The organism is uncultured Aliivibrio sp., assembly GCF_946479765.1.
Taxonomy (GTDB): Bacteria; Pseudomonadota; Gammaproteobacteria; order Enterobacterales; family Vibrionaceae; genus Aliivibrio.
The window spans coordinates 39,153-64,256 of record NZ_CAMLHO010000021.1; the positions used below are offsets into that span (position 1 = coordinate 39,153).

Annotated in this window: 23 protein-coding genes and 1 tRNA gene; 7 read left to right on the top strand and 17 right to left on the bottom strand. The window is 39.6% G+C overall.

Annotated elements, in window-relative coordinates; translation table 11 throughout:
* Positions 1 to 28: 28 nt before the first annotated feature.
* The gene (locus tag Q1K78_RS09785) at positions 29 to 880 is read left to right on the top strand and encodes a WYL domain-containing protein (RefSeq protein ID WP_300177534.1); all 852 of its coding nucleotides are present in this window, start codon (positions 29 to 31) and stop codon (positions 878 to 880) included.
* A gap of 177 nt (positions 881 to 1,057) precedes the next feature.
* Here Q1K78_RS09785 and Q1K78_RS09790 read toward each other — a convergent pair.
* Positions 1,058 to 1,134, bottom strand: a tRNA-Val gene (locus tag Q1K78_RS09790).
* Positions 1,135 to 1,331: 197 nt separating this feature from the next.
* Here Q1K78_RS09790 and Q1K78_RS09795 point away from each other — a divergent pair.
* Positions 1,332 to 2,885, top strand: coding sequence for a diguanylate cyclase (locus Q1K78_RS09795; protein WP_300177537.1), 1,554 nt, complete (start codon positions 1,332 to 1,334; stop codon positions 2,883 to 2,885).
* A 179-nt stretch (positions 2,886 to 3,064) separates the two neighbouring features.
* On the opposite strand, the gene Q1K78_RS09800 is transcribed toward Q1K78_RS09795, so the two are convergent.
* The gene (locus Q1K78_RS09800) at positions 3,065 to 3,913 is read right to left on the bottom strand and encodes a S1-like domain-containing RNA-binding protein (RefSeq protein ID WP_300177540.1); all 849 of its coding nucleotides are present in this window, start codon (positions 3,911 to 3,913) and stop codon (positions 3,065 to 3,067) included.
* An 89-nt stretch (positions 3,914 to 4,002) separates the two neighbouring features.
* On the opposite strand from Q1K78_RS09800, the gene Q1K78_RS09805 reads away from it, so the two are divergent.
* Entirely contained in the window at positions 4,003 to 5,358 is a 1,356-nt protein-coding gene (locus Q1K78_RS09805; RefSeq protein ID WP_300177543.1) for a hypothetical protein, read from the top strand.
* Positions 5,359 to 5,456: 98 nt separating this feature from the next.
* Here the strand turns inward: Q1K78_RS09805 and Q1K78_RS09810 are convergent, their stop codons facing one another.
* Positions 5,457 to 6,341 carry a putative PEP-binding protein gene (locus Q1K78_RS09810; protein WP_300177546.1) on the bottom strand — a complete coding sequence of 295 codons (885 nt, stop codon included), beginning with the start codon at positions 6,339 to 6,341 and terminating at the stop codon, positions 5,457 to 5,459.
* A gap of 208 nt (positions 6,342 to 6,549) precedes the next feature.
* On the opposite strand from Q1K78_RS09810, the gene Q1K78_RS09815 reads away from it, so the two are divergent.
* Positions 6,550 to 7,602 carry a 3-deoxy-7-phosphoheptulonate synthase gene (locus tag Q1K78_RS09815; protein WP_300177549.1) on the top strand — a complete coding sequence of 351 codons (1,053 nt, stop codon included), beginning with the start codon at positions 6,550 to 6,552 and terminating at the stop codon, positions 7,600 to 7,602.
* A 17-nt stretch (positions 7,603 to 7,619) separates the two neighbouring features.
* The gene (locus tag Q1K78_RS09820; RefSeq protein ID WP_300177552.1) at positions 7,620 to 8,102 is read left to right on the top strand and encodes a YajQ family cyclic di-GMP-binding protein; all 483 of its coding nucleotides are present in this window, start codon (positions 7,620 to 7,622) and stop codon (positions 8,100 to 8,102) included.
* A 134-nt stretch (positions 8,103 to 8,236) separates the two neighbouring features.
* Here Q1K78_RS09820 and Q1K78_RS09825 read toward each other — a convergent pair whose 3' ends face one another.
* The 5 genes from Q1K78_RS09825 to pheS form a co-directional block, all read right to left on the bottom strand.
* Positions 8,237 to 10,018 (bottom strand): M3 family oligoendopeptidase, encoded by a 1,782-nt coding sequence (locus tag Q1K78_RS09825; protein ID WP_300177555.1) that lies wholly within the window; start codon positions 10,016 to 10,018, stop codon positions 8,237 to 8,239.
* Positions 10,019 to 10,104: 86 nt separating this feature from the next.
* A complete protein-coding gene (locus tag Q1K78_RS09830) occupies positions 10,105 to 11,118 on the bottom strand; it encodes a succinylglutamate desuccinylase (RefSeq protein WP_300177558.1) in 1,014 nt (337 codons plus the stop codon).
* Between the two features lie 217 nt (positions 11,119 to 11,335).
* Positions 11,336 to 11,632, bottom strand: coding sequence for an integration host factor subunit alpha (gene ihfA, locus Q1K78_RS09835; RefSeq protein WP_012550336.1), 297 nt, complete (start codon positions 11,630 to 11,632; stop codon positions 11,336 to 11,338).
* A gap of 600 nt (positions 11,633 to 12,232) precedes the next feature.
* Positions 12,233 to 14,620, bottom strand: a complete 2,388-nt coding sequence (gene pheT, locus Q1K78_RS09840) for a phenylalanine--tRNA ligase subunit beta (RefSeq protein WP_300177571.1) — start codon at positions 14,618 to 14,620, stop codon at positions 12,233 to 12,235.
* A gap of 17 nt (positions 14,621 to 14,637) precedes the next feature.
* Positions 14,638 to 15,621 carry a phenylalanine--tRNA ligase subunit alpha gene (gene pheS / locus Q1K78_RS09845; RefSeq protein WP_300177574.1) on the bottom strand — a complete coding sequence of 328 codons (984 nt, stop codon included), beginning with the start codon at positions 15,619 to 15,621 and terminating at the stop codon, positions 14,638 to 14,640.
* Positions 15,622 to 15,853: 232 nt separating this feature from the next.
* Here pheS and Q1K78_RS09850 point away from each other — a divergent pair, with 232 nt between their 5' ends.
* Positions 15,854 to 16,318 (top strand): TonB-dependent receptor plug domain-containing protein, encoded by a 465-nt coding sequence (locus Q1K78_RS09850; protein WP_366899804.1) that lies wholly within the window; start codon positions 15,854 to 15,856, stop codon positions 16,316 to 16,318.
* Between the two features lie 146 nt (positions 16,319 to 16,464).
* Here Q1K78_RS09850 and rplT read toward each other — a convergent pair whose 3' ends face one another.
* The 9 genes from rplT to Q1K78_RS09895 form a co-directional block, all read right to left on the bottom strand.
* Entirely contained in the window at positions 16,465 to 16,818 is a 354-nt protein-coding gene (gene rplT / locus Q1K78_RS09855; RefSeq protein WP_012550351.1) for a 50S ribosomal protein L20, read from the bottom strand.
* A 40-nt stretch (positions 16,819 to 16,858) separates the two neighbouring features.
* Positions 16,859 to 17,053 (bottom strand): 50S ribosomal protein L35, encoded by a 195-nt coding sequence (gene rpmI, locus Q1K78_RS09860; RefSeq protein WP_012550352.1) that lies wholly within the window; start codon positions 17,051 to 17,053, stop codon positions 16,859 to 16,861.
* Between the two features lie 107 nt (positions 17,054 to 17,160).
* On the bottom strand, positions 17,161 to 17,712 hold the full coding sequence (gene infC, locus Q1K78_RS09865; RefSeq protein WP_083190274.1) for a translation initiation factor IF-3: 552 nt from the start codon (positions 17,710 to 17,712) through the stop codon (positions 17,161 to 17,163).
* Between the two features lie 3 nt (positions 17,713 to 17,715).
* On the bottom strand, positions 17,716 to 19,644 hold the full coding sequence (gene thrS / locus Q1K78_RS09870) for a threonine--tRNA ligase (RefSeq protein ID WP_300177580.1): 1,929 nt from the start codon (positions 19,642 to 19,644) through the stop codon (positions 17,716 to 17,718).
* Positions 19,645 to 19,903: 259 nt separating this feature from the next.
* The gene (locus Q1K78_RS09875) at positions 19,904 to 20,650 is read right to left on the bottom strand and encodes a sporulation protein (protein ID WP_300177583.1); all 747 of its coding nucleotides are present in this window, start codon (positions 20,648 to 20,650) and stop codon (positions 19,904 to 19,906) included.
* 65 nt (positions 20,651 to 20,715) lie between these two features.
* Positions 20,716 to 21,798 carry a site-2 protease family protein gene (locus tag Q1K78_RS09880; protein ID WP_300177586.1) on the bottom strand — a complete coding sequence of 361 codons (1,083 nt, stop codon included), beginning with the start codon at positions 21,796 to 21,798 and terminating at the stop codon, positions 20,716 to 20,718.
* An 87-nt stretch (positions 21,799 to 21,885) separates the two neighbouring features.
* A complete protein-coding gene (gene yqfB, locus Q1K78_RS09885; RefSeq protein WP_300177589.1) occupies positions 21,886 to 22,203 on the bottom strand; it encodes a N(4)-acetylcytidine aminohydrolase in 318 nt (105 codons plus the stop codon).
* A gap of 70 nt (positions 22,204 to 22,273) precedes the next feature.
* Positions 22,274 to 23,629 carry a molecular chaperone gene (yegD, locus tag Q1K78_RS09890; protein WP_300177591.1) on the bottom strand — a complete coding sequence of 452 codons (1,356 nt, stop codon included), beginning with the start codon at positions 23,627 to 23,629 and terminating at the stop codon, positions 22,274 to 22,276.
* A gap of 62 nt (positions 23,630 to 23,691) precedes the next feature.
* Entirely contained in the window at positions 23,692 to 24,240 is a 549-nt protein-coding gene (locus Q1K78_RS09895; protein WP_300177593.1) for a phosphatase PAP2 family protein, read from the bottom strand.
* A gap of 209 nt (positions 24,241 to 24,449) precedes the next feature.
* Here Q1K78_RS09895 and Q1K78_RS09900 point away from each other — a divergent pair.
* Positions 24,450 to 25,104, top strand: a 655-nt coding sequence (locus Q1K78_RS09900; protein WP_300177596.1) for a DUF3581 domain-containing protein, incomplete at its 3' end; no start/stop codon positions are given.

Consider the following 25,104-nt stretch of genomic DNA (forward strand, 5'->3'; position numbering starts at 1 on the left):
TTAACATGTAACATTTGTGAGCAGGAACATGATTAAAGTAGATATTAAATGGGACCAACAAGTAAGATTTCGACTAATTGAAATTATCGCTCAATGGGAAGGTCGGCTGACAACAAATCACCTTTGTGACGCTTTTCATATAGGCCGCCAACAGGCTTCTAGAGATATCAATAAATACATTAGTCTTACAGGCCAAGATCAATTGATACTAGATAGGACAATTAAGGGTTACAGGCCAGCAGATAGCTTTAAGCCTCTATTTACTCAAGGTACTGCTCATGAATATCTTATGATGCTTCATCAACAGTATAATCAAGAAGAAACATTTGAATTCTTTAATTGGGGGGAAGCTCAATCGACAGTATTAAATGTTCCTGAAAGGGCTATATCACCAAAAATCGTTCGAAGTTTAATTGCTGCCGCAAGGGCTAATCTTCGCATCGATATTGATTACGTGTCGCTTTCTACACCTGAAGTTCGAGGCCGTATAATTGCCCCTCATACCTTGGTCTATGATGGTATTAGATGGCATGTGAGAGCATTTTGTGAAGATAGAAGTAGTTATCGCGACTTCGTATTAAGCCGCTTTAGGAATGAACCTGACTTAATGGATAAATCACCAAATACACGAGAATATGATGATGATTGGAATCACCAAGTTAAGTTAACTATTACACCTAATCCCTACTTATCTGAAAAACAACAATGTATCGTTGCTGACGATTATGCTATGGAAAATAAAGAGTTAGAAATCACAACTCGTAAAGCTTTAGTACATTATTACTTACGTCGTATGGGAACAACACAAGATGAAGGGCTACTCAAAAAAGAACCGGAAGTTCATCAATTAACCGCACGTTTCGACAAAAATATTTTTTAGTTATTTAAATTGCTGAAGTAACACCGAAAATATGTGATTGATAAAAGGTTACTTACGGTGTTGCTTCAAATAATAAATCTCACAAAACAGAAATAGACAAAGAATAGCTAAATGTTTAATTAGGCAGGAATTACAGGCACAAAAAAGCCCACACTAGGTGGGCTCTTTCGTATAATGTGGTGCCCGCTACTGGACTCGAACCAGTGACACCTTGCATGTCATGCAAGTACTCTAACCAACTGAGCTAAGCGGGCAAATCGTTAACCGGGAAGTAATTAACTTCTCCTTGAGAACGGGATAGATAATATCGAGTTCTTTTTATCTCTGCAAGCCTTTTTTTATGATTATCAATCGTTTGGCTATTTTATGTGCAAACAGTATAAAACCAGAACAACTTGCTTGAGAGCGTCTTTTAAAATAGAATCACACATACTGTTAAAAGGACTTATTTATGCCCCATACTCGTTTCCAACGATTCTTCATTTTGCAATCTATTCTCATTATATTATTAGTTGGAATAGCAATCACTTCTTTGACATTTAGCATCCAGAGCTTTCAATCAGTAGAGAAGGCGATCCACACCTCTTCATTTCAATCCTTCAACAACTCGATAGAAGCCAGCTATGATATTGTGGATACCGCGTTAAACGAATCGATCAAGCGATATTTAAGAGGTATTGCCTCCACCTCCACTGAGTTTATTTCTAAAATTGAAAACTCTGACACCCTAACAAAAGAGCAAAAAAACGCTCTTATTCAGGACTATATAAACTCCAGTAAGATAGGAGACAGTGGCTATACATACATACTAAATACTAAAGGTGATCTTCTATTCCATCCTATTTTTCAAGGTCGAAACTTGAATGAATATCGTCATATTCAAGAACAGATTGATAATGACAATCACTTTGTAGAGTACCTTTGGACTAATCCTGGTGAAGAAAAACCACGTAAAAAACTGGCCTACTCTATTCATATAGAAGAACTTGATTTTATTATCTCAGCCAGTGCTTATAAAAATGAGTTTCTGCACTTCATCGATAAAGCCATATTAAAAGGCAAATTAAATAAATATCAATATGGAAAAACTGGCTATGTCTATGTGATAAATTTAAGTGGCGAGCTTATCCTTCACCCTAGTTATGAAGGTGAAAACATACGCAGCTTGATTGGTGAAAATGCGGATGGCTTATTAAGCAAGATCCAACAATCCGCCAATAGTTATAACTTACACATGAACTTGGTGAACGGCTCATCTAAAACGACAACGCATAGTGCAAGAGTTGAAGACTACAGCTACCAAATAACAATAGATAACAATACGTATCAAAAAGACGTATTGTATGTCTATTACCCTTATTTAGATTGGGTCATTGTCTCGGGTATTTCACGTGATGAACTTAATCACCCAACGAATACATTATTTTATAGTTTGATAACATTGATCGCCAGCTTAACAACGCTCATCATCATTCTTTTACTTTTGCTTAGCCATCGGAATAAAAAACTCGCTAACGTTCTTAATTGCGACTATCTAACGGGGTTATTAAATCGTAGAGCTTTTCATCAACAAACCACTAAATTAATCAGTGATAAACATCAACCCACGTTTTTTTCGCCCTACTCTATTATCTTATTAGATATTGATTTCTTTAAGCGTATTAATGATAGCTACGGGCATGTTGTTGGGGATAAAATCATTGCCATTGTTGGGAAAGCGCTTTCACAATACCCAAATACTTTAGCTGCACGATATGGTGGTGAGGAGTTTATTATCTTTATTAATGAAAGTGATACCAATAAAGTCATTACTTTTACTGAAGAAGTACGCCATCAAATCGATAAATATAATACGCAGCATGAAAAAATCACTTTAAGTGCGGGAATAGCAACAATAAATAAACCGAATGTATTGTTAGATGATGTGATAGAGCAAGCAGCTAAAGCGCTGTCCCATTCAAAAAATACAGGACGAGATAAGATCACTCATTATCGTGAATTGTAGCGTTTAGAAAATAAAGTAAGAGATAGAAAGAGGAAACTGGACAAGTGATGGTGCTGTACTACGCTCAATAAAGTAATGTTCTCCATTTATTAGCGCAAGGCTCATTCTTAGAGTCATTTCCCTAAGCCCGTAACTAGGAATCGTTACGGGCTATTTTTTTAGGGCAATTATCTAGTCACTTACTCTGCTTGAGTCGCTACTAGATGAATACCATCTTTTTCAATGGTAATTTTTCCTGCTTTATATAGACCGCCAATCGTCTTTTTGAAGGTTCCTTTACTTGTTCTGAACTCAGCAAAGATAGCTTCTGGCGTTGACTTATCACTTAGAGGCAAAAAACCTTCTTTTTTCTCTAGTGTTGCGATTACTTTCTCACTTAACTCATCCATACGAGCCACACCTGGACGCTGTAAAGACAGTGAAATTTTGCCGTCTTCACGCATTTCAGCAATAAAGGCTTTTAGTTGCTTACCAATGAAAAGCTTACCAAATACATCAGAGTGGAAGATCAAACCCCAATGCTCGCCATTGATAACGGCTTTGTAGCCAAGATCTGTGCGTTCTGCAATTAAGATATCAACCTGTTGGCCTCTCTCATAATTAGCAGGCGTGTTATCTAACCATTTGTTAAAACGAGTAGTCCCTACAATACGGCTAGACGCTTTATCGATGTATACATACACAAGGATGGTTTGGCCTTCATCTAAGCGGCCACGTTGCTCACTGAATGGAACCAATAAGTCTTTTTTAGCGATACCCCAATCTACAAAGGCACCAATGCTGTTGGTGCCAATCACGTTCATTAAACCAAACTGGCCTACTTGCGCTTTTGGTGTTTCTGTAGAGGCTACCACTTCATTTTCTGAATCAAGATAAATAAACACATCAAGCGCTTCACCGACTGCTGTGCCTTCTGGAACAAAACGACTTGGAAGAAGAATAGAACCATAATCTCCGCCATCTAAAAAGACACCAAAATCTACGGTTTTTGTTACTTCTAATTTGTTGATTTGACCAATTTTAATCATTACTTCAATTCCTAAATAAAATACTCGTCGATTATACCTGAACTCTGATATGCTTGCTTTATGAATTACCATTTTTATAGGAATTTCCTGTGATTACAGTTGGTAAGAAAGATGGCTTATCACTAAAGATCTCACATATTGTTGAAGAATCTAAGCAGCACGAACTGGAGATGTTTCTTTTTGTTCCTGGTGAGCTTGGGTTGAACAAAGACATGGTTTCTGAATCTGAGTTTTATTACAACTCCATTCAGAGCCAACGTACGTATTTCAGTGATAAAAATCACCTCCCTCTTGTGCACTCTCGTCTTGCTCAACGTGGCCGTCTGTCTACTGAACAATATCGCTTAAGTTTAAGTCTATATGCTTATCAATATGCACTGGCGTTAGAAAAGTCAGTACAGCAACTTAATGATACGTCTCGTGAAGAAATCACTCATCAAGAAGTAGATGATGCAATAGATCTCGCTATCGATATCCTAAGAAGATTACGTCGTAACGTGCCTTATGATGATACGTTAAAGCGTTATTACGCCAACATTGATAACTATTTATCTTGGTATACAGAGCAACGCTTTCTCTCTTTACTTGCTCATATGCCAAGAAATGAAGAATACAAACTAGTTAAAGAACGTCTTGTTGATATTTGTGAGCAAGAAGCTCTGCACCGTCTTGATAAAAGCTATAACTCAGGTAAAGCACGTGAAGACATGACTCGAATGTCGAATAAGATGCGCCTATTACGTCGTTTAATCGAGTTTCCTATCGTGCTTAAAGAGAGGAACTTAGCGCTGGGTAAACACATTAAACGAGTGGTAAAAGGTGGCGCAACGGCAGTCGTTATGATCTTCGTTTCTTTAATGGTGATACAAGCTCGTGGGTTTTTGGGTGAGATTACCGCCTCTTTCATTTTTGCGGTTTCATTTATTTATGCCATGCGAGAGGTATTTAAAGATGACTTACGTGATGTTATGTGGCGCTGGATACGCAAAGGTCAACCTAAGTGGCGTAAACGCTATTTTGACCCAACCTCGAACACCTATGTCGGTAGAAAACTAGAATGGCTTGATTACATGACGTTTTCTGAATTAGATTCTGATATTCAGAAACTGCGTAAGCATCGTGTAGTACAGCGTGAAGAAGTTATTCTTTCGTATAAGAGCCAAACAAAAATGGCAATCACTAAGTTTATGAGTGGTTATGAACAAACTCGTGAAACCATGCTGATTGATCTGCGCCCTATTGCTCGTTTAATGGAAAAAGGCTCTCAAAAGATTTATCAATTAAATGATGGCCAAGTCACTAAAGAATCGGTAGAGAAGCGTCACTTAATCAATTTGATTGTACGAGAAACCATGGATGACTACAGTACTCGACTTCATCGTTGGAAAATTATTGTTAACCGTTCAAAAATTATCGATATTGAAAAGATTGCGATTGATAAATAGATTCAAATAAAAAACGCCTTTAGATAATGCAATCTAAAGGCGTTTTTGTTTGAGTCATTAACTAGACTCTAGTTGTAACTATTCACATTGATGTATTGTTACGCGGTAACGACTACATCCGTTGCGCTTAGCTGATCTAATAACTCTTGAATACGAGGGTTTTGCGCTAATTCGTCAATTGTTGTGACTACTGGCTTATTGGCTTTTTTCGCTGATTGAATCGCCTGACCTACAAGATGTAGAACCGCTTCATTTTGTGGATCAAAGTGATGCTCTAACGCTTCATTTTGCTTATCTACCCCTAAGGTAAACTGCGTTAACGTATCTACATTGATTATCATGCCATCAAAATACTGAAGTAATTTATCTGCCATTAACGCGGCGGCTGGTACATCACAAACAAAATGCACTTTAAGGCCATTTAAGCCACGCGGTAAGCCGTAGATGGCTAAGCGGTCAATAATGGTTGCTGCATCACTTAAATTACGTACGAATGGCACTACGAGTTGTACACTGGCCGTGGTTGCTGCCATTACTTTTTTAATCACAGCACACTCAAGGGCAAATTGCTCAGAGCTTGCCTCAGAGGCAAAACGAGTCACACCACGAACACCCATTGCTGGATTTGCTTCTGTGGTTTCAAGTTGACCGGCAAGTAACCCTGCAAATGCGGCACTGTCTGCATCAGAGAACGATATTTTGATCTCTTTTGTTGCTTCATTTGTCGCGGCTAAAATCACCTCTGTTAAGGTATCAACAAAATGCGCTTTTCCATCTACTGCACCGTCAATAATTAGCGCAAAACTTTGTGCATCAATATCGCTCATTATAGGGGCTTTAATCACCGCTTTAGGATGATAAAATAAATGCTCTTGAATTAACCCTGCAATAGAAACATGCAATGATGCTTCTGAGTCTGTTTTAGATTGATAAGAAGGCAAACTCGCCATGCGTGTCAGCGTTGGTAAAATAGTATCAGTCATGCTTGCTCCAATGAACTCATTGATTTGGTTTCATTATTAAATGTTATTTATGTGAACATACCTATTCGCGGGCAACAACTCAAGTCTAAAAGATACAATAATGTAACTTTATACGCTCACTTCTTTATCTCTATTAAGTTTTGGGTTTCATCCCTTTGAATTTTCCGTTATCTTATTGAGGTGTATTAAAGAATTAACAGGCGAAACTATGCCATTTCAAACAGATGAACTTCGTACTCAGCCTTTAGGCCCAATGCCAACGCCTGCTGAGCTAACGACCGCTTACCCTATTACCGACGATGTTGCTGAGCATATTGAGCAATCTCGCGCACAGGTTGAAGCTATTTTAACTGGCAAAGATAAACGTCTTTTAGTGATTGTGGGCCCATGCTCTGTTCATGATACAGCAGCTGCATTAGATTACGCGCAACGCTTAGCCAATATTCAAGATCAGTATAAAAATGAACTTTTCATTGTTATGCGTACTTATTTTGAAAAACCACGTACTATTGTGGGTTGGAAAGGGTTAATTACTGATCCTAATTTAGATGGTAGCTATGCGCTTGAAACGGGCTTGCATAAAGCACGTAAATTGTTGCTTGATATCAACAAACTAGGTTTAGCAACTGCGACTGAGTTTTTAGATATGATCACGGGCCAATATATTTCAGATTTAATTACCTGGGGCGCTATTGGTGCTCGTACGACTGAATCTCAAATTCACCGTGAAATGGCATCTGCCCTATCTTGTCCTGTTGGCTTTAAAAACGGAACAAATGGCAATACGCAAATTGCGATGGATGCGATCCGTGCAGCGAAAGCCTCACACTTCTTCTATTCTCCAGATAAACAAGGCCGTATGACGGTATACCGCACTGCGGGTAACCCATTTGGTCATGTTATTCTTCGTGGTGGCAGTGATAAACCAAACTATGATATTGATTCAGTAACGGATGCGTGTCAGCGCTTGGATGATGTAGGTTTACTACCTCACCTGATTGTTGATTTCAGCCATGCGAACTGTGAGAAACAACACCGCCGTCAGCTTGATGTAGCCAAAAATATTTGTGCTCAAATCGAGTCTGGCAGTAATAAAGTCGTTGGTATTATGGCTGAAAGCTTTATTGTTGAAGGTAACCAACCAATGACTGATTTAACTAACCTAACTTATGGTAAGTCAATTACTGACCCATGCCTAAGCTGGGAAGATACCGTGACTATGTTAGACATGTTATCAAATACAATTAAAACATCTCGTTAATTTAAGGATTAAAAACTATGCCTGCTTTTGATATCGTTTCTGAAGTTGATAATGTTGAACTAAAAAATGCGGTAGATAATGCTACTCGTGAATTAGCTACTCGTTTCGATTTTCGTGGCGTTGATGCAAGCTTTGAATTAAAAGGCGAAAATATCAAGATTAAAGCGGAAGATGACTTCCAACTGTCTCAGTTAGTCGATATTTTACGTGGTAATCTTGCAAAACGTGGTGTTGATGCTCGTTCAATGGAAGTCAAAAATGCCGTTCACTCTGGTAAGAACTTTTACCAAGATATCGACTTTAAGCAAGGTGTTGATACGCTGATTGCTAAAAAATTAGTAAAAGAGCTCAAAGCATCAAAAATTAAAGTTCAAGCGGCAATTCAAGGTGAACAACTTCGCATTACTGGTAAGAACCGTGATGATCTTCAAGCGGCGATGGCGTTTGTACGTGAAGGTGACTTTGGTCAACCTTTCCAGTTCACGAACTTCCGTGACTAATCTAGCTCACACACAATAATTATCTAATAAACACGCCTGTTTAATAGATATAAAAAAAAGCGCTTCTGCTGTTTATCAGTGAGGCGCATTTTTATTATTTTCGATTATATTGTTCGTTGGACTCTAGTTTAAAACTAGCCAATTAATCGTTCAAACTCATCAATTTGTTGGCTCACTCTATCTAAGCTCTGTTGCCAAAAAGCCTCTTCTGTCAAATCCATCTGTAAGTGCTTTTGCACCACCTCTTCAGCTCGCATAGAGCCAGTATCACGCAGTAAACTTACGTAATCACTATAGAAATGTTCACCTTTTGCTTCTCGCTGTGCATAAACACCAATACTGAATAAGTAACCAAACAAGTATGGATAGTTATAGAAGCTTACTTCTGGAATGCTGAAATGCAGTTTGCTTGCCCAAAACAGAGGATCTGATTCTGACATTGCATCACCATACCATTCACTCCACGTTTTACTCATCAAATCAGACAGCTGCTCTGGGCCTAATTCTTTAGTTGCACGTTGTTCATAAAATGCTTTTTCAAACTCATAACGCACTGGGATATTAATGGTTAATGCTAATGCCGAAGATAATTCCTCCCACAGCATTTCGATTTTATCTTCTTTGGTTTTTGCTTTAGCAAGCAGCGCATCACGTACGACATTTTCAGCAAAGATCGACGCTGTTTCAGCCAATGTCATTGGATACTTAGTTGTACACAATGGCATATCTCGCATTACCCAGTTATGGAAAGCGTGACCTAGTTCATGTGTTAACGTAAGCACATCTGACATACTATTGCCCCATGTCATAAAGACTAATGGCGTACGAGAATCTGCGAACTTTGTACAATACGCACCAAGACGTTTGGTTTCTTGTGGCGCGGCATCAATCCAACCATTCGTCACCATGAGATCAACAAAATCAGCCATCTCTTGTGAAACACCTGCAAATGCTTCTTTAATGATAATAATGGCTTCATCAAAACTGTAGCTCGATGCGTCACCCACTAACGGTGGCATAGACGCCTGTTGATCCCACGGGGTTAGCTTTTCTGTTCCAAACATTTTTGCCATTAAACGTCCGGCTTTTTGCCCTACTGAACGATTCTTCTTCGCTACTGACATCATGCTATCTAGCGTCGCTTGTTCAATTCGACTGCCATGTAAGCTTGGCTCAAGAAAATGTACAGGGGCGGCTGAGCTTCGCTTTTGGTATTCAGTTAAACGCCAACCAGAGAGCGCATTTAAAATGGCAGAAAAGCTCTCTTGGTTTTGCTTCATCGCTAATTGAATGGCACGCCACGCAGGCTCTCTGCGAAGCATATCACTGCCATAAAGAATACTGGCGGCTTGTGATAATCCTATTGTTTCATCAGTGCCATCAGAAAGTTGCAGTGTCACTTTCATTGAACCAGTAATGTTGTCATACAAACGACCCCACGCATTCTTACCATCGACACTCATGGCTGATAATAGTTGCTCTTCTTTCACGCTTAAACGTGCTGCAACCAATTTTCTTTCTTCTTCTAATAAAAATCTCTGAGCGGCAAGATCCTCATTCAGTGTCAATACCTCTTCAAACAGGACTTCTGGTGCATTCACAATCGCATCTAGATAGGGGCTGAACGCTTGAGATAGATCAGAAGATAGCTTTGTCATCTGGTTTACTAAGGCTTTGGCTTGTGCGTTTGAGGCATCTACAGAAGCAATACAATTACCATAGCTAGCGACTGTTGCTAACTGTACCGATATTGATTCTTTTTCAAGAATGGCTTGTTGTAGATGAGTCACATCAAGAATCACTTCAGAGACTGAAAAGGCAGTAATTCGCTGCTCAATAGAACCAATTGTCTCGGTGAGCTTTGGATCATCAAGTGATTGAAAGGCGATAGAAAGATCCCAACTTGGTGCAGTCATGGTTATGTCCTTTTATTTTGTTTTCATCATCATAGCAATTCAATTAATGGGGTAAAGCACTCAATGACTAAATCTCACTATTCACTCTATTGAGTCTTAGTTTTTTCTATTTTCTGAACTAATAAACATGCTCGATGACCCTTCTCTACTTTCGCATTTGGGAATACGACACTCTCCCCTCCTGTTTGTGCTGCATATTCCACCTCACCATCGGTAGCGAGTAGCTCGTTTTCGGTAAATAACGTAAAGTTAGCGAGATCACTTGGGAAATGAAAAGCAAACTGATCACTCTGCTTCATAATACTGCGGGTGACTTGATACTCAACCAAAGATGAACTGTCTTTTTCTATATCAAAAAAATCGGCATTGCTAATTAATGCTCTTAATTGTTGGTCGAAATCAGAAAGTAGAGATAAGTCATTTTCTCCCATTTTTGATACTTTACCTAACTCGACGGTAGCAGCATGTGCGCCATAATGCTCGGCACTGTACCAACTGAATGTGGATGCGGGCGCATCTGAAAATAAACACGCTTCTATATGACTGCGAGATAGAAAATCTAATAATAGTTCTGAACGTTTATAGTGATGATTATATGGGTGTATCGCAAAGGTGTAGTGCTGAGATGAGCGAATGGCGCAATGCAAATCTAAGTGCCACTTTTCTTCTGTATTGTGCTTAGTAAAAAAAGCATCCACACTTTTCATCAAACGATTCGCTAATGCAATTTCTGAAATGCTGTCATTGGGGGTTTGATGATGACTAAATAAACGATTTAAGTTGGTATCAATAAAACGAGTATCTTGATGAGTTGCAGCTGGATGCCCATAGATAAATAGACATGGATGTGACAGTGACAATTCACCGCTTTGAATATCGTCAATAATCGCATCAAGCAATTCTATCGGCGATGTTTCATTACCATGAATACCTGAGGATAATACGGCGGCACATTGGGGGAAATTAACTAATTTGGGGACAAACTCTACAACCCCACGGCTGTGTTGGATAACTCGAGTGCCATTCTCAAGAAGCCACGTTTTTTTGTTTATAGGAGCAGACAAATCTAAGGTATTTTGAATAAATGAAATATGATCCATTGGTACTTATCTTCCTTGGTAAAATATTCAACCAAAAAACTGTACCATTTAAGCCATGCTAAATTAACATTTTAAGAACAACTGTGTGAGCTAACCCTCTTACTATATCCTAACCCTATTACTATGCCCAGTAACGCCAAGATGCAGATAATAAAAAAGCTGTACAACAGGATATCTGCTATACAGCTTTCATTATCTTTAGCCAAAGATGGCAAGATTATTTTTCTACTGGTAAATCTTCAACACGAGCTTTCAGTTTCTGACCCGGTTTGAATGTTACCACGCGACGTGCAGAAATCGGAATATCTTCCCCAGTTTTTGGGTTACGTCCAGGTCGCTCACTCTTTTCGCGTAGGTCAAAATTACCAAATCCAGATAATTTTACTTGCTCGCCACTCTCTAGAGCTTGCTTAATCTCTTCGAAAAATACTTCTACCGTTTCCTTGGCGTCGCGTTTACTTAATCCAACTTTTTCAAATAAGGTCTCAGCCAAATCAGCTTTAGTGAGTGCCATAAAAACTACCCTCAAGTTACGTTAGACAGAGTTACAGTATTTACTGTAACTGAAAACTGAACAGTTAGAACAATGACTTAACATTCGCTCAACTCTTGACAGTGTATGCCAACCGACTGATTTTCGCCAACTTTTTTCTTAAAAATCATGATCTATTTATGAGATAGCGATCAAACTTATAAGCTAATTACGCTAAGATATCTTATATCGACCTATGCTAAGTCATTGATTTGAAATATATCACTAGTAAATGAATAAATTTTGGGTTATTCATCTGTATATAAATCAGTGATCGCTGCCAGATTGTTATTAATAAAATTAAAAATAAGCCATCTAGTTGATTGTGAAGAACTTAGCTATCGACAGTATCAGGCTTCACCTTATTCAAATACATATGCTTTGCTCTGTTTCAGAATTATATACTGCAATTGCATTGCACTCTTCTCATTTGATACGGTCATTAACGGTTAAGTATTCATCCATGATTTTTGATACTTGAGGGCATCTCAATAAAAAAACTATATTTAGGTAAAAAAAAATCCAGCATTGAATTACATCAATACTGGATCTTTATTGTTCTATTTAGCTAAAAAGAGCTAATTAGTCACGCAGTGTTGCTGAGAACTTCTCACCAATTGCCGCAACAATCGCGTCAACAGCTGAAGTAATGTCAGCCTCTTCTAGTGTACGTTCAATAGATTGAAGTGTCAGTGCGATTGCAAGACTCTTCTTACCGTCTTCAACGCCTTGACCGCGATAAACATCAAACAATTTCGCGCTAGTTAATAGCTCGCCACCTGATGCTAAACATTCAGCAACGATGTCACCAGAAGCAATTGCTTCATCTGCAACGATTGCGATATCACGACGGTTTGCAGGGAACTTAGATACTGCTGCCGCTTCAGGGATAACGCGAGTGTTGATTGCATCCCACTCGATTTCAAACATGATTGTACGACCGTTCAAGCCAAACTTGCGCTCTAACTCTGGGTGTACTGTACCAATGAAACCAACTTCTTTTCCGCCAACAACGATAGCTGCTGTTTGACCTGGGTGAAGTGCTGGGTGTTGTGCTGCTTTAAACTCATACGCTAATTCGTTAGCAGTTAGTTCAAGAACGGCTTCTAAATCGCCTTTAAGGTCGAAGAAATCAACTGTGTTTGTTGCGATATCCCAGTGTTCTTCACCACGAGTACCAGCGATGATACCAGCAAGCATCATTTCTTGACGCATACCGTTTTCTGCTGATTCTTCAGGAATAAAACGTAAACCAGATTCGAATAAACGAACGCGTGGTTGTTGACGTTTTTGGTTATGAACAACTGTGTTGATCAAACCAGTCCATAGGCTTAGACGCATCGCTGACATGTCTGCTGAAATTGGGAATGGCAGAATTAACGGCTCAATCTCAGGCACGATCAATTTTTGTTGCTCAGGCTCTACGAAGCTGTAGGTAATTGCTTCGTGGTAACCGCGGTCAACAAGAAGATCACGAACACGCTTAAGCGGTTGGTTTGCTTCTTTGTGATCGTTCATGTTTAGTGCAGCAACAGGTGCTTGGTTTGGAATGTTATTGTAACCGTAGATACGACCTACTTCTTCAATTAGGTCTTGCTCGATTGCAATATCAAAACGCCATGATGGAGATGTTGCTGTCCAACCTGTGTCAGTGCTTTCAACTGCACAACCTAGACGAGTGAGGATCTCAACCACATCTGTTGATGGGATGTGATGACCTAATAGACCGTCTAGTTTACTGCGACGTAATTCAACGGTGCTTTCTTTTGGAAGATCTGCTTCAGATTCAGCCGCAGAAATAGGCGCAACTTCACCACCACAAAGTTCAACAAGAAGCTGTGTTGCACGCTCCATCGCTGTTGCTTGTAATGTAGAGTCAACACCACGTTCAAAACGTAGAGATGAATCCGTGTGTAGACCGTATGCACGAGCACGACCACGGATGTGATCTGGTGCGAAGAACGCACACTCAAGCATAATATCTGTTGTTTCAGACGTTACACCTGATTCTTTACCACCAAAGATACCTGCAATTGCAAGTACTTTGTTTTGGTCAGCAATCACAAGTGTATTGCTGTTTAGTTTTGCTTCGTTGCCATCAAGAAGAGTTAATTTCTCATCTTGTTCAGCCATACGAACCACAATGCCGCCGTCGATCTTAGATAGATCAAACGCGTGCATTGGTTGGCCTTGCTCAAGCATTACGTAGTTTGTGATATCTACAATCGCATCAATTGAACGAATACCACAACGACGCAGTTTCTCTTGCATCCAAATTGGCGTTTCCGCTTTTGCGTTTACGTTCTTGATAACACGACCAAGGTAACGTGGACACGCTTCAGTTGCTTTAACGTCAATAGAAACGGTATCTTCGATGCTTGTCGCTACTGCTTCAATCGTTGGTTCAACTACGTCTGCACGGTTAAGAACACCGACTTCACGAGCTAAACCACGAATGCTGAAACAGTCAGCGCGGTTTGCTGTTAGGTCAACATCGATAGCAACATCGTTAAGCTCAAGAAGCTCACGCACGTCCATACCTAATGTAGAGCCTTCTGGTAATTCTAAAATACCGTCAGATTCAACATCAATACCTAGCTCAGAGAAAGAACAAAGCATACCGTGTGATGGAACACCACGTAGTTTTGCTTTCTTAATTTTAAAGTCACCAGGAAGTACAGCACCAACCGTTGCAACTGCAACCGTTAGACCAAGACGACAGTTAGATGCACCACAAACGATGTCTAAAAGCTCTTCTTCGCCGATATCAATTTTAGTTACACGAAGTTTGTCTGCGTCTGGGTGTTGACCACACTCAACCACTTTACCTACTTTAACGCCGGTAAACTCACCAGCAACAGGTGCAACTTCATCAACTTCCAAACCAGCCATTGTGATTTGGTGAGCTAGCTCTTCGCTGTTAATAGCAGGTTTAACCCACTCGCGTAGCCAAGATTCACTGAATTTCATAAATTTCTAGCCCCGAATTACTTGAATTGTTTAAGGAAACGAAGGTCGTTCTCGAAGAACGCACGAAGGTCATTTACGCCGTAACGAAGCATAGTTAGACGCTCAACACCCATACCAAACGCAAAGCCTGAGTATTTTTCAGGGTCGATGCCAACAGAGCGAAGTACGTTAGGGTGAACCATGCCACAACCTAATACTTCTAGCCATTTGCCATCTTTACGCTTCACATCAACTTCAGCAGAAGGTTCTGTGAATGGGAAGAATGAAGGACGGAAACGCACTTCAACTTCTTCTTCAAAGAAATTACAAAGGAAATCGTGAAGAATACCTTTAAGTTGTGCAAAGTTTACGTTCTCATCAACTAACATACCTTCCACTTGGTGGAACATTGGTGTGTGAGTTTGATCGTAATCGTTACGGTAAACACGGCCCGGAGCGATGAAACGGAATGGTGGTTTGCCATTTTCCATTGTACGGATCTGAACACCTGACGTGTGCGTACGTAGCATTAAATCAGGGTTAAAGAAGAACGTATCATGGTCAGTACGTGCTGGGTGATCGTCTGCAATATTTAGTGCATCGAAGTTATGGAATGCATCTTCGATTTCAGGGCCAGATTCTGTGCTGAAACCTAATTCACCAAAGAATTGCTCAATACGCTCAACGGTACGAGTAACTGGGTGTAAACCACCGTTCTCGATACGACGGCCTGGAAGGCTTACATCGATAGTTTCAGCAGCAAGTTTCGCTTCAAGCTCTGCAGTTTGAAGAGAGTCTTTACGTTCAACTAATAACGTTTGAACCGCTTGCTTTGCTTTATTGATCAGTTGACCTGCTTCACGACGCTCTGTCGGATCTAGTTTACCTAGACCTTGAAGCTGAAGTGTCAAATGCCCTTTTTTACCTAAGTATTGAACACGGACTTCGTCCAGAGCGACTAAAGAGCCTGCTTGTTCAATTTCTGCCGTTGCATTGGCAATGATCTCGTCTAGATGTTGCATCGTTTCCTCATCCACTTATTGGTGGTATCCGTTGCGAGTAAAATACATATCAGCACATAGTAATAAATCACAGCGCTAAATCCAAACTGAATTGGATAAAATAATCAATCTAATAGAAATAAAGTGCTTTTATTAACCAATTGCCTCCTCACACAGAGCTAACTCCCCTCTCACTGACTCATTATCTCTTTTATTTACCTCAAATTTTCGGGCGTTAGAACAAAAAATACTTTTGGCCGATTCTATCTTAACGGCTCTTTCACCCAATATTTACGCAGAAACCTTCTCTAATGCAAACAGAACCATATTTGATGAAGTCGTTGTTTCGGCGACTCGAACAGATCAAAATATTAAGGATGTATCGATCTCGATTTCTAAAGTAACGGCTGCTGATATCGAACAAACAATGCCAACTGACATTCAAGATGCATTAAAATATACGCGCGGTGTTAGTGCAAATGGTGCTGGTCGTTTTGCACAAGATCAGGCTTTCTTAGCCGCAGTGGTGGAATTACATGATTTGAATTTAGCCGCTCAATATTCAGATAGAGTGATTGTATTAAAAGATGGAAAACTGCAAGTGGATGGGACACCTTGGGAGGCAATTACAATAGAGATAATTAAAGATGTGTATGGTCACAAAACGATGATACAGGCGCATCCTATGTATAAGTTTCCTGTCGTCTATGCCGCTTAATGATGTTGTCTTGATAAGCAATACCAATTTAAATCAGTATCTGTACACGACGAAATAAATCATTTAAATAATCATAAATTACAGGCATAAAAAAAGGAGAGCTAGAGCTCTCCTTGTTTAGTCTTAAAGCCTTGAAACTGTTCTAATTAAAGAGCAGCGTTCGCTTTAGCAACAAGAGCAGCAAATGCTACTTTGTCGAATACAGCGATATCAGCTAGGATCTTACGATCGATTTCAATAGATGCTTTCTTAAGGCCGTTAATGAAACGGCTGTAAGATAGGCCGTTCTGACGAGCAGCAGCATTGATACGAGCGATCCAAAGTTGACGGAAAACACGCTTTTTGTTACGACGGTCACGGTAAGCATATTGTCCTGCTTTAGTAACTGCCTGGAAAGCTACACGATAAACACGTGAACGTGCTCCGTAATAACCTTTAGCTTGTTTCAGTACTTTCTTATGACGTGCACGAGCTTGTACACCACGTTTTACGCGAGGCATTGTGTCTCTCCTAAACTAAATATAATAAATTAACTAAAAATTATGCGTATGGAAGCATACGTAAAACTGCTGCTACTTCACACTTTGCAAGTAGAGAGTTAGGACGAAGCTGACGCTTGTTTTTAGTCGTACGTTTAGTCAGGATGTGACGTTTCGTAGCGTGCTTAAATTTGATACCACCAGCAGTTTTCTTAAAACGCTTAGAAGCACCTTTGTTTGATTTCATCTTAGGCATGATGAATATAACTCCGCATTGTTGCGTGATTAAACATATAGTAATTAGGCGAATAAAACAGGATAACTGCGAGCAGCTACCCCACTTTACTACTTGAATGCGCTAAATTACTTCTTCTTAGGGGCTAACACCATAATCATCTGGCGACCTTCAATTCTCGTTGGAAATGATTCGACTACTGCAAATTCTTCAGTATCCGCTTTCAAACGATTAAGAACGTCAACACCGATGTTTTGGTGAGCCATTTCTCGGCCACGGAAGCGAATTGTTACCTTCACTTTGTTGCCTTCTTCAAGGAAACCAGTCAGGTTGCGTAGTTTTACCTGATAGTCTCCAATATCTGTCCCAGGTCTAAATTTGATTTCTTTAGTTTGGACCTGTTTCTGTTTTTTCTTCTGTTCTTTAGCAGCCTTGGCCTTCTCGAAGAGGAATTTGCCATAGTCCATCACACGACAGACTGGTGGCTCGGCATTCGGGCTGATTTCAACTAGATCGACACCTGCTTCAAGTGCAACGTCTAACGCTTCATTTAGTGAAACGACACCAACTGACTCGCCATCTAGACCTGTAAGGCGCACTTCTTTAACGCCAATAATTTCACCGTTTAGACGATGAGCATTTTGTTTTGCCGGCTGTTGGGCTCTTTTTCCGCCTTTAATACCTTATTCCTCCACAGTATTGAGCGTTCGGGTACTAACTTCTTGTTGCAGGAATGCAACAAAATCATCAATTTTAAATTTACCCAAATCTTTACCTTTACGAGTACGTACTGCTATTTCGCCAGCTTCCATTTCCTGGTCACCACAAACAAGCATGTACGGAACACGTTTCAAAGTATGTTCCCTGATTTTAAAGCCAATCTTCTCATTTCTCAAGTCCGCTTTGACTCTAAATCCATTTTTTTGCAGTTTTTTTGCAATTTCTTGTACATAATCGGCTTGTTTGTCTGTAATGCCCATCACAATCGCTTGTTCTGGCGCCAACCATGTAGGGAAAAAGCCTGCGTAGTCTTCAATTAGGATACCGATGAAACGCTCAAGCGAACCTAAAATCGCGCGGTGAATCATCACTGGTGTGTGACGTTCGTTATCTTCACCTACGTAAGTTGCCCCTAAACGCTCTGGTAATGCAAAATCTAGCTGCACTGTACCACATTGCCACGCACGGTCCAGACAATCATGCAAAGTAAATTCAATTTTCGGTCCGTAGAACGCACCTTCACCCTCTTGAATCTCATAAGCGATTTCCATCGACTCTAGAGCAAGGATTAAATCTGCTTCTGCTTTGTCCCACATTTCGTCAGAACCAACACGTTGTTCAGGACGTGTAGACAATTTAACAACAATGTTTTCAAAACCAAATGTCGTGTATGTATCGTAAACCATCTCAATACATGATTTCACTTCATCTTGTACTTGAGCTTCAGTACAGAAGATATGAGCATCATCTTGAGTAAAGCCACGAACTCGCATTATGCCGTGTAGTGCGCCTGATGGTTCGTTACGATGACACGCACCGAACTCAGCCATACGCAGTGGTAAATCACGGTATGACTTCAGACCTTGGTTAAAGATTTGAACGTGACCTGGGCAGTTCATTGGCTTAATCGCGTATTCACGGTTCTCAGAGCTTGTAGTGAACATAGCTTCTGCGTATTTGTCCCAGTGACCTGAACGCTCCCAAAGTACACGGTCCATCATTAATGGGCCTTTTACTTCTTGGTAATCGTATTCAGTTAGTTTTTCACGAACAAAAACTTCTAGCTCACGGAAAATAGTCCAACCGTTGTGGTGCCAGAAAACCATACCCGGAGCTTCTTGCTGCATATGGAACAAATCAAGATGCTTACCAATTTTACGGTGATCACGCTTTGCTGCTTCTTCTAGGCGGATAAGGTGTGCTTTAAGCAGTTTCTTATCTTGGAATGCAGTGCCGTAGATACGTTGCAGCATTTTGTTGTCGCTGTTGCCACGCCAATATGCACCCGCTACGCTCAAAATTTTAAAGTTCTGGCAGAAGCTCATGTTAGGAACGTGAGGACCACGACACATGTCGATGTATTCTTCATGATGATATAAACCTGGACGGTCGTCTTTAGAAACGTTCTCGTCAAGGATTGCAATTTTGTAAGTTTCGCCACGAGCATCGAATGCATCGCGAGCTTCTTGCCAGCTTACGTTCTTCTTGATTACTTGATACTTGGTTTTAGCAAGATCTTTCATTCGCTTTTCAATCTTATCAAGATCGTCTTGCGTTAAAGAGTGCTCCATATCGATATCGTAGTAAAAACCGTTATCAATAGTTGGACCAATCGCCATTTTAGCTTCTGGGAAAAGCTGCTTAACTGCGTGACCTAAAAGGTGCGCACAAGAGTGACGAATGATTTCTAAACCGTCTTCATCTTTTGCTGTGATGATTTCAAGTTGTGCGTCATTTTCAATTAAATCACATGCATCAACACGAACGCCATCAACACGACCAGCAATACAAGCTTTCGCAAGACCTGGGCCGATGTCAGCAGCAACATCCATAGTAGAAACAGCATTATCGAATTGACGTTGAGAACCGTCTGGAAGAGTAATTACAGGCATGTTTTATCCTTTACAGTGGTGTCGCACACGAAGCGACACATGCTAAAAATTAATGAGTCTAAATAATAGATTGTCTATATATGATGTAAGGATCAATCAACCACACAAAGGTCGGGAACACTTACAAGTTGGTCATTGTACGACTCTTAATCACCTAATGCAAAAAAGAATCGAGATCACAAAAATGATGTCGATTCTTTTTATCGTTCAAAGGTAAATCTAATTAACTATATTCGCGGTTAACTACACTCATCATTAATTACACGCGTAATATCTTTTGCACAGCATGATGAATCTCACTACTTGATGCATTGAGATTTAATGAAAAAGAAACGTATTGATCACCACGACTAAAGCCCATCGAGCGATCCACTTCAGCCAAGCAATGAAGGACTTGGCCATCAAGTATAAATGATAACTCAATCTCTTTTTTATTCATGAAGCCATTACTTCTGAATTCGATCTCTTGGTATCCACCTGAATGCGATTTGAAGTGTCCACCGTTTAGGTAACCTTTCTCAACATCCGCTTTAACCATGCCAAACCCTGCTTGTTCTATTTGATTAATAATCGCAGCAGCAACTGGCATCGGTTTAACGACTAATAAATCACGATCGGTTGGGTCAACAGCAAAATCAATATCCAGTACCGTTTCAACCCAAACATCACAATGGTTATTGCGAACATTAAGCGCTGTAATTGGAGTTTCATCAGGCAATTTTATGGTAAATTGCATTTCTTGCTTCTCTCCAGCTTGGATCATAAATGGAGTCACAGCCTGAGTATGAAACAACGTTAAGGTTTGATAACTTGTTCCGTTATCATTTTCTACTTTAATTTCAGTATTAAGCTTTAAATGAATAGCATCAATTTGTTGTTCGATATCACCACCTTGGATATGAACAGTACCAATTAACGTATCACCCTGAAATAATTCTGGGTTTTCTAAAATAGTATCTACCTTTGCGGCACCTATACCTAATGACGCCTTTAATTTCTTAAACATCCTTTCGTCCTTTTATAAGTTTTCTTCTTACTCAATTCTGTCTGATTTCGCTTTCAACAGGAAGGTTAAGTTCCTAAAATCTGCATAGGTAATTGTAGTAACGCATCACCACTGCTAGCGAAATACCAGATAATACCGATAAGTGAGCTAACTAAACCTACATACCATGTCGTTGAAACGATTTGTCCATATTTATCTAATGGTAATAAGTGGCTGTGATGACGAGACCGCCATTCAAAGACAATTTCTAAACTACCCATGATAAGTAAAAAACCAAAAAGTGCGAGTCCTAATTGGTAACTCAATATAACGCCACCTATCGCAGCTAATGCACATAAGGTAATACCAAATTTACTGTTCATTGAGAAGCTAATACTTTTAAGAACATGCCCGCCATCTAGAGGCAATATTGGCAATAAATTAAACAAGTTTAAAAAGGCGTTAAATACAGAAAGACCCGCAAAGAACATCTCTCCTGTTATCCAATAAACAACAATCAACACTAGCGATAATATCAAGCCAAAAAACGGACCCATGATAGAAATCACCACGTCTTGCCAACGCGTATTTATCTTTTCATCACTGAGTGCTAATCCACCCAAAAATGGAATTAAATAAATGCCTTTGGTTTTCATACCAAAATACTTCATTGCGCGGATATGACCATATTCATGAAAAACCAGACAAGCAATAAGCGATAGAGCAAATTCGATAGAAAATAACCATGAATAGGCGGCAATACTGGCAGAGGCTAAGACCACTTTTATCAGCTTCGCACTTTTTAATGCTTTCATTCCCAGCGAAACAATACCGATTAAACTGAATTTACGCTCGGCTTTGATTGGCGTATGCGGAACTTGTTGCTCAATATCTTTAGTGTTTCGAGTGCCTTCCGCGATCAATTGACCATCCACGGTTGCTCGGTATTCAATGAAAAATGGTTGCCATGTGACTTTTGCTTCTAATCGACAAGCTATTGTTTCTTCGCCTTGGTTTAACTGAAACTCATGCACATAATGATCTTGATGGTCGGCTGATGCAGCTTGCTGAGCAACTAATGTGTTACTCCAAAAGACTTGTTGCCACCCTGCCATTGAACCTTCTAAGCGTAACGGCTGCCCTAGAAAGTCGATAGATAATAGTTCCATTATTTTCCTTGAAAGAAAGACATCGCAGCAATAATATTTTTACATTCGGTATTATTGATGCGATTAGTGGTATTTATATTACGTAATTTACACCAATTGGTATGAAATAACGTACAGTTGACCTTTATTCGGATAAATCTCTTCGATGATGTTTTTTAATTCTTCAAGCGTCATATTCTCTTGCTCTGCATGATATGAGTTCAGTTCATCAAACATAATGGGATCAACAGAATTAATCGCTAAGCGACAAAAGCGACGATTGTCTTCATAAGTACTAACTTCAACTTCGGTCCCTACTACATAATCGCTTTCTGATTCATCACGAATAGTGATTACTTTTTTACCAGATAAAATATCGGCTTCAAAACGCTCAAAAAACGTCATCGTGGTTGGTGCTGTTTTCATTGTTTCTTCCTAATGCAATTCGAGCTGCGACAATGCAGCTCGAAAAGTAACTATTAACTAAAAATACTGATTATTGACCAAAGCAATAATTAGCCCAATGAGCTAAGCCTGCAGTTACGGAACCAAAGTAATTACCACCTACAATTTCAATATTTGGTAATTGTCGTTGCAATGCTGCTTGTAAAATTGGTGAACGAGCTGAACCACCAGTAACATAAATAATATCTGGCGTTTTACCTGCTTGCTGAATTGCTTCTTTTACTAGCTTGTTAATGTTTTCTTGTGGTTTAGCTATCGCTTCTATCAAATCTGACTGACTGATTGATAGCGATAATCCTTCATCTAAATAGCTTAAGTCTACCGCATGCTCTAAATGCTCTGACAGTGCAATTTTTGTTTGTTCAGCATCACGCAGTAATTTATAACTTAGTTTCTCATCGTATAACTTAATTAAACGAGCTAGCTTTTCAGGCTCTTGAGTGTCGTTCATCATTTGTAAAAGATGTTTACGATTAGCAAAACCAAAAAACTCCAACTGGGCTACAATATTATTGACTGCTATTGGGTTCCAGAACTGTGTCATTGGTAACTCAAGTCCTTTGTGTGTACGACTTTGAGAACCTAATAATGGCATTAATTGACGATGAGCTAAATGAATATCTAAGTCGTTACCACCAATACGTGAACCACTGTGAGATAAGATCCCTTTAGTGCGATCATGATAATCACGCCATGAAGGACCCATTTGAATCATTGAACAGTCTGTTGTACCACCACCGATATCGACAATAAGAACGGTTTTATCTTCGTTTAGCGTTTGCTCATAATCCAAACCAGCAGCGACTGGCTCAAACTGAAATTCAATATTCTTAAAACCAACACGCATTGCTGCACGAGAAAGGATTGAGATAGCTTGGCTATTTGCTTCATCACTTTCTGCGCCTTGGAAGTTGACTGGGCGGCCAATCACTGTTGAAGTGAGCTCTTGTTGCAGCTCTTGTTCTGCCTTGTTCTTGATGTTTTTCATCATTGCCGTAACAAGATCTTCAAACAAGCTCACTTGCACATCACGTAAACCAGAAACCCCTAAAAAAGACTTTGGAGATTTTACGTAATAGACATCTTCTGGATCTTCAATATACGTATTTAATGCTGCTTGCCCGAAGGTCATCGACTCTGCATCTACATCAATATCTTCTTCACGGTTGAATGAAATAGCGGTATGAAGTAGGCGCTCATTAATGTCTGAACTTGGTTGAACACCCCAAATACGGAATAAATACTCTGAAACAGCTTCTCGTGTAGGCGCACATAACGCAGAAGGAATAAACGTGCTGTCTCCTTCTAGCTTTAATAGCTTTGCTTGATTATTTTGGATGGTAGCCACTGAGCAATTGGCAGTTCCATAGTCAAATCCGATAAACATTGTTGTACACCTAGCTTCGATAAAAGGGAGCTGATTTTACTCGCTTGTAGTGACTTTGCCAATCAAAATGAGAAAGATGCTGCAATTCCGACGTGATCTTGGTTAATTACTGGCACAATCATCATTTGATTCGAATCTATGTACTTATCTGTCACTAAATATTGAATTGTTGTCGCTAATACCGCACCTGCAATAACATCTCTCCAATAGTGATGCTCATTCTCTACTCTTGAATATCCAACCAAACCCGCGCCTATATAAGCGGGTAAGCCATACTCCCAACCATAACGAAATTGTAAATACGACGCACCCTGAAAAGCTGAAGATGAATGCCCAGATGGAAAGCTAAGATCATCCTCTCCATTTGGTCGTTCTTCTCTCACGGTATATTTCAACGCTTGCGTTGCAGCTAAAGTATAAGTGGCGCCTTTAGCAAACATCCAAAAACCATCATAATCTTCTTTATATAAAGCAATTGAACCCGCAATCACTGGAATGCCCACCGAACCAATATTAGCAGCCATATCTCCCGATTGTTTTTCTGCTGCACATGCTGAATAATTCATTATGATGGATGAACTTATTATCCCTACTTTCACTAACGATTTCATTTTGTGACCTTAATTTAAGCAATCACTGCATTTACATGTAATTAATAAGATTATAATGAGTAAATCGTGAACTAATTGTCAATTTATCTACAATTTGACACATTTAAATGATTGTTTTTACTTTTATTATGACTGGATAGACCATTAAATGGTGAGAGATTGGTTATACTACCGCAGTTATTTCATTATCTAGGTTTTACCAAATATATATGCAGTTAAATCAATATTTTTCACAAACAGATAATTCATTCGAATTCACCCGTCAACAAGCAAGTGATTTTGCTAAAAAAGTAGCTAGTGATTTCAACCCGATACACGACGTAGACTCTAAACGTTTTTGTGTTCCTGGTGACTTGTTGTTTGCTGTTTTACTTTCTAAAACGGGCATTAGTAACAAAATGCATTTTGATTTTGCTGGTATGGTTGCAGGCGACACCGCTTTGCACATTAACCATACAGCCGAAGGTGAGTATTCTTTATCTGATGACAACCAGAAACAATATCTTCATGTTAACCGTAGCGGTGAAAAGAATTTAGAACCTGCATTTATTGAAAATGTTGTTAAGCAGTATGTTCAATTTTCAGGAATGAACTTCCCTCATATTATGGTTCCATTAATGGAAGAAAAACAGTTGATGATTAACTGCCAGCGTCCTTTAGTGATTTATCAAAGCATGGAGTTAGAATTCACTCGCTTAGATCTTACAGCACCAAAAGTTGAATTTACTGGTGCGACAATGGACATTGAAGGTAAACGTGGTCTTGTTAAGTTAAACTTTAAATTCACTGAAAACGGTGAAGAAGTTGGTCACGGAACTAAACGCATGATTGCGACGGGTTTAAAGGCTTATGATCAAACAGCCA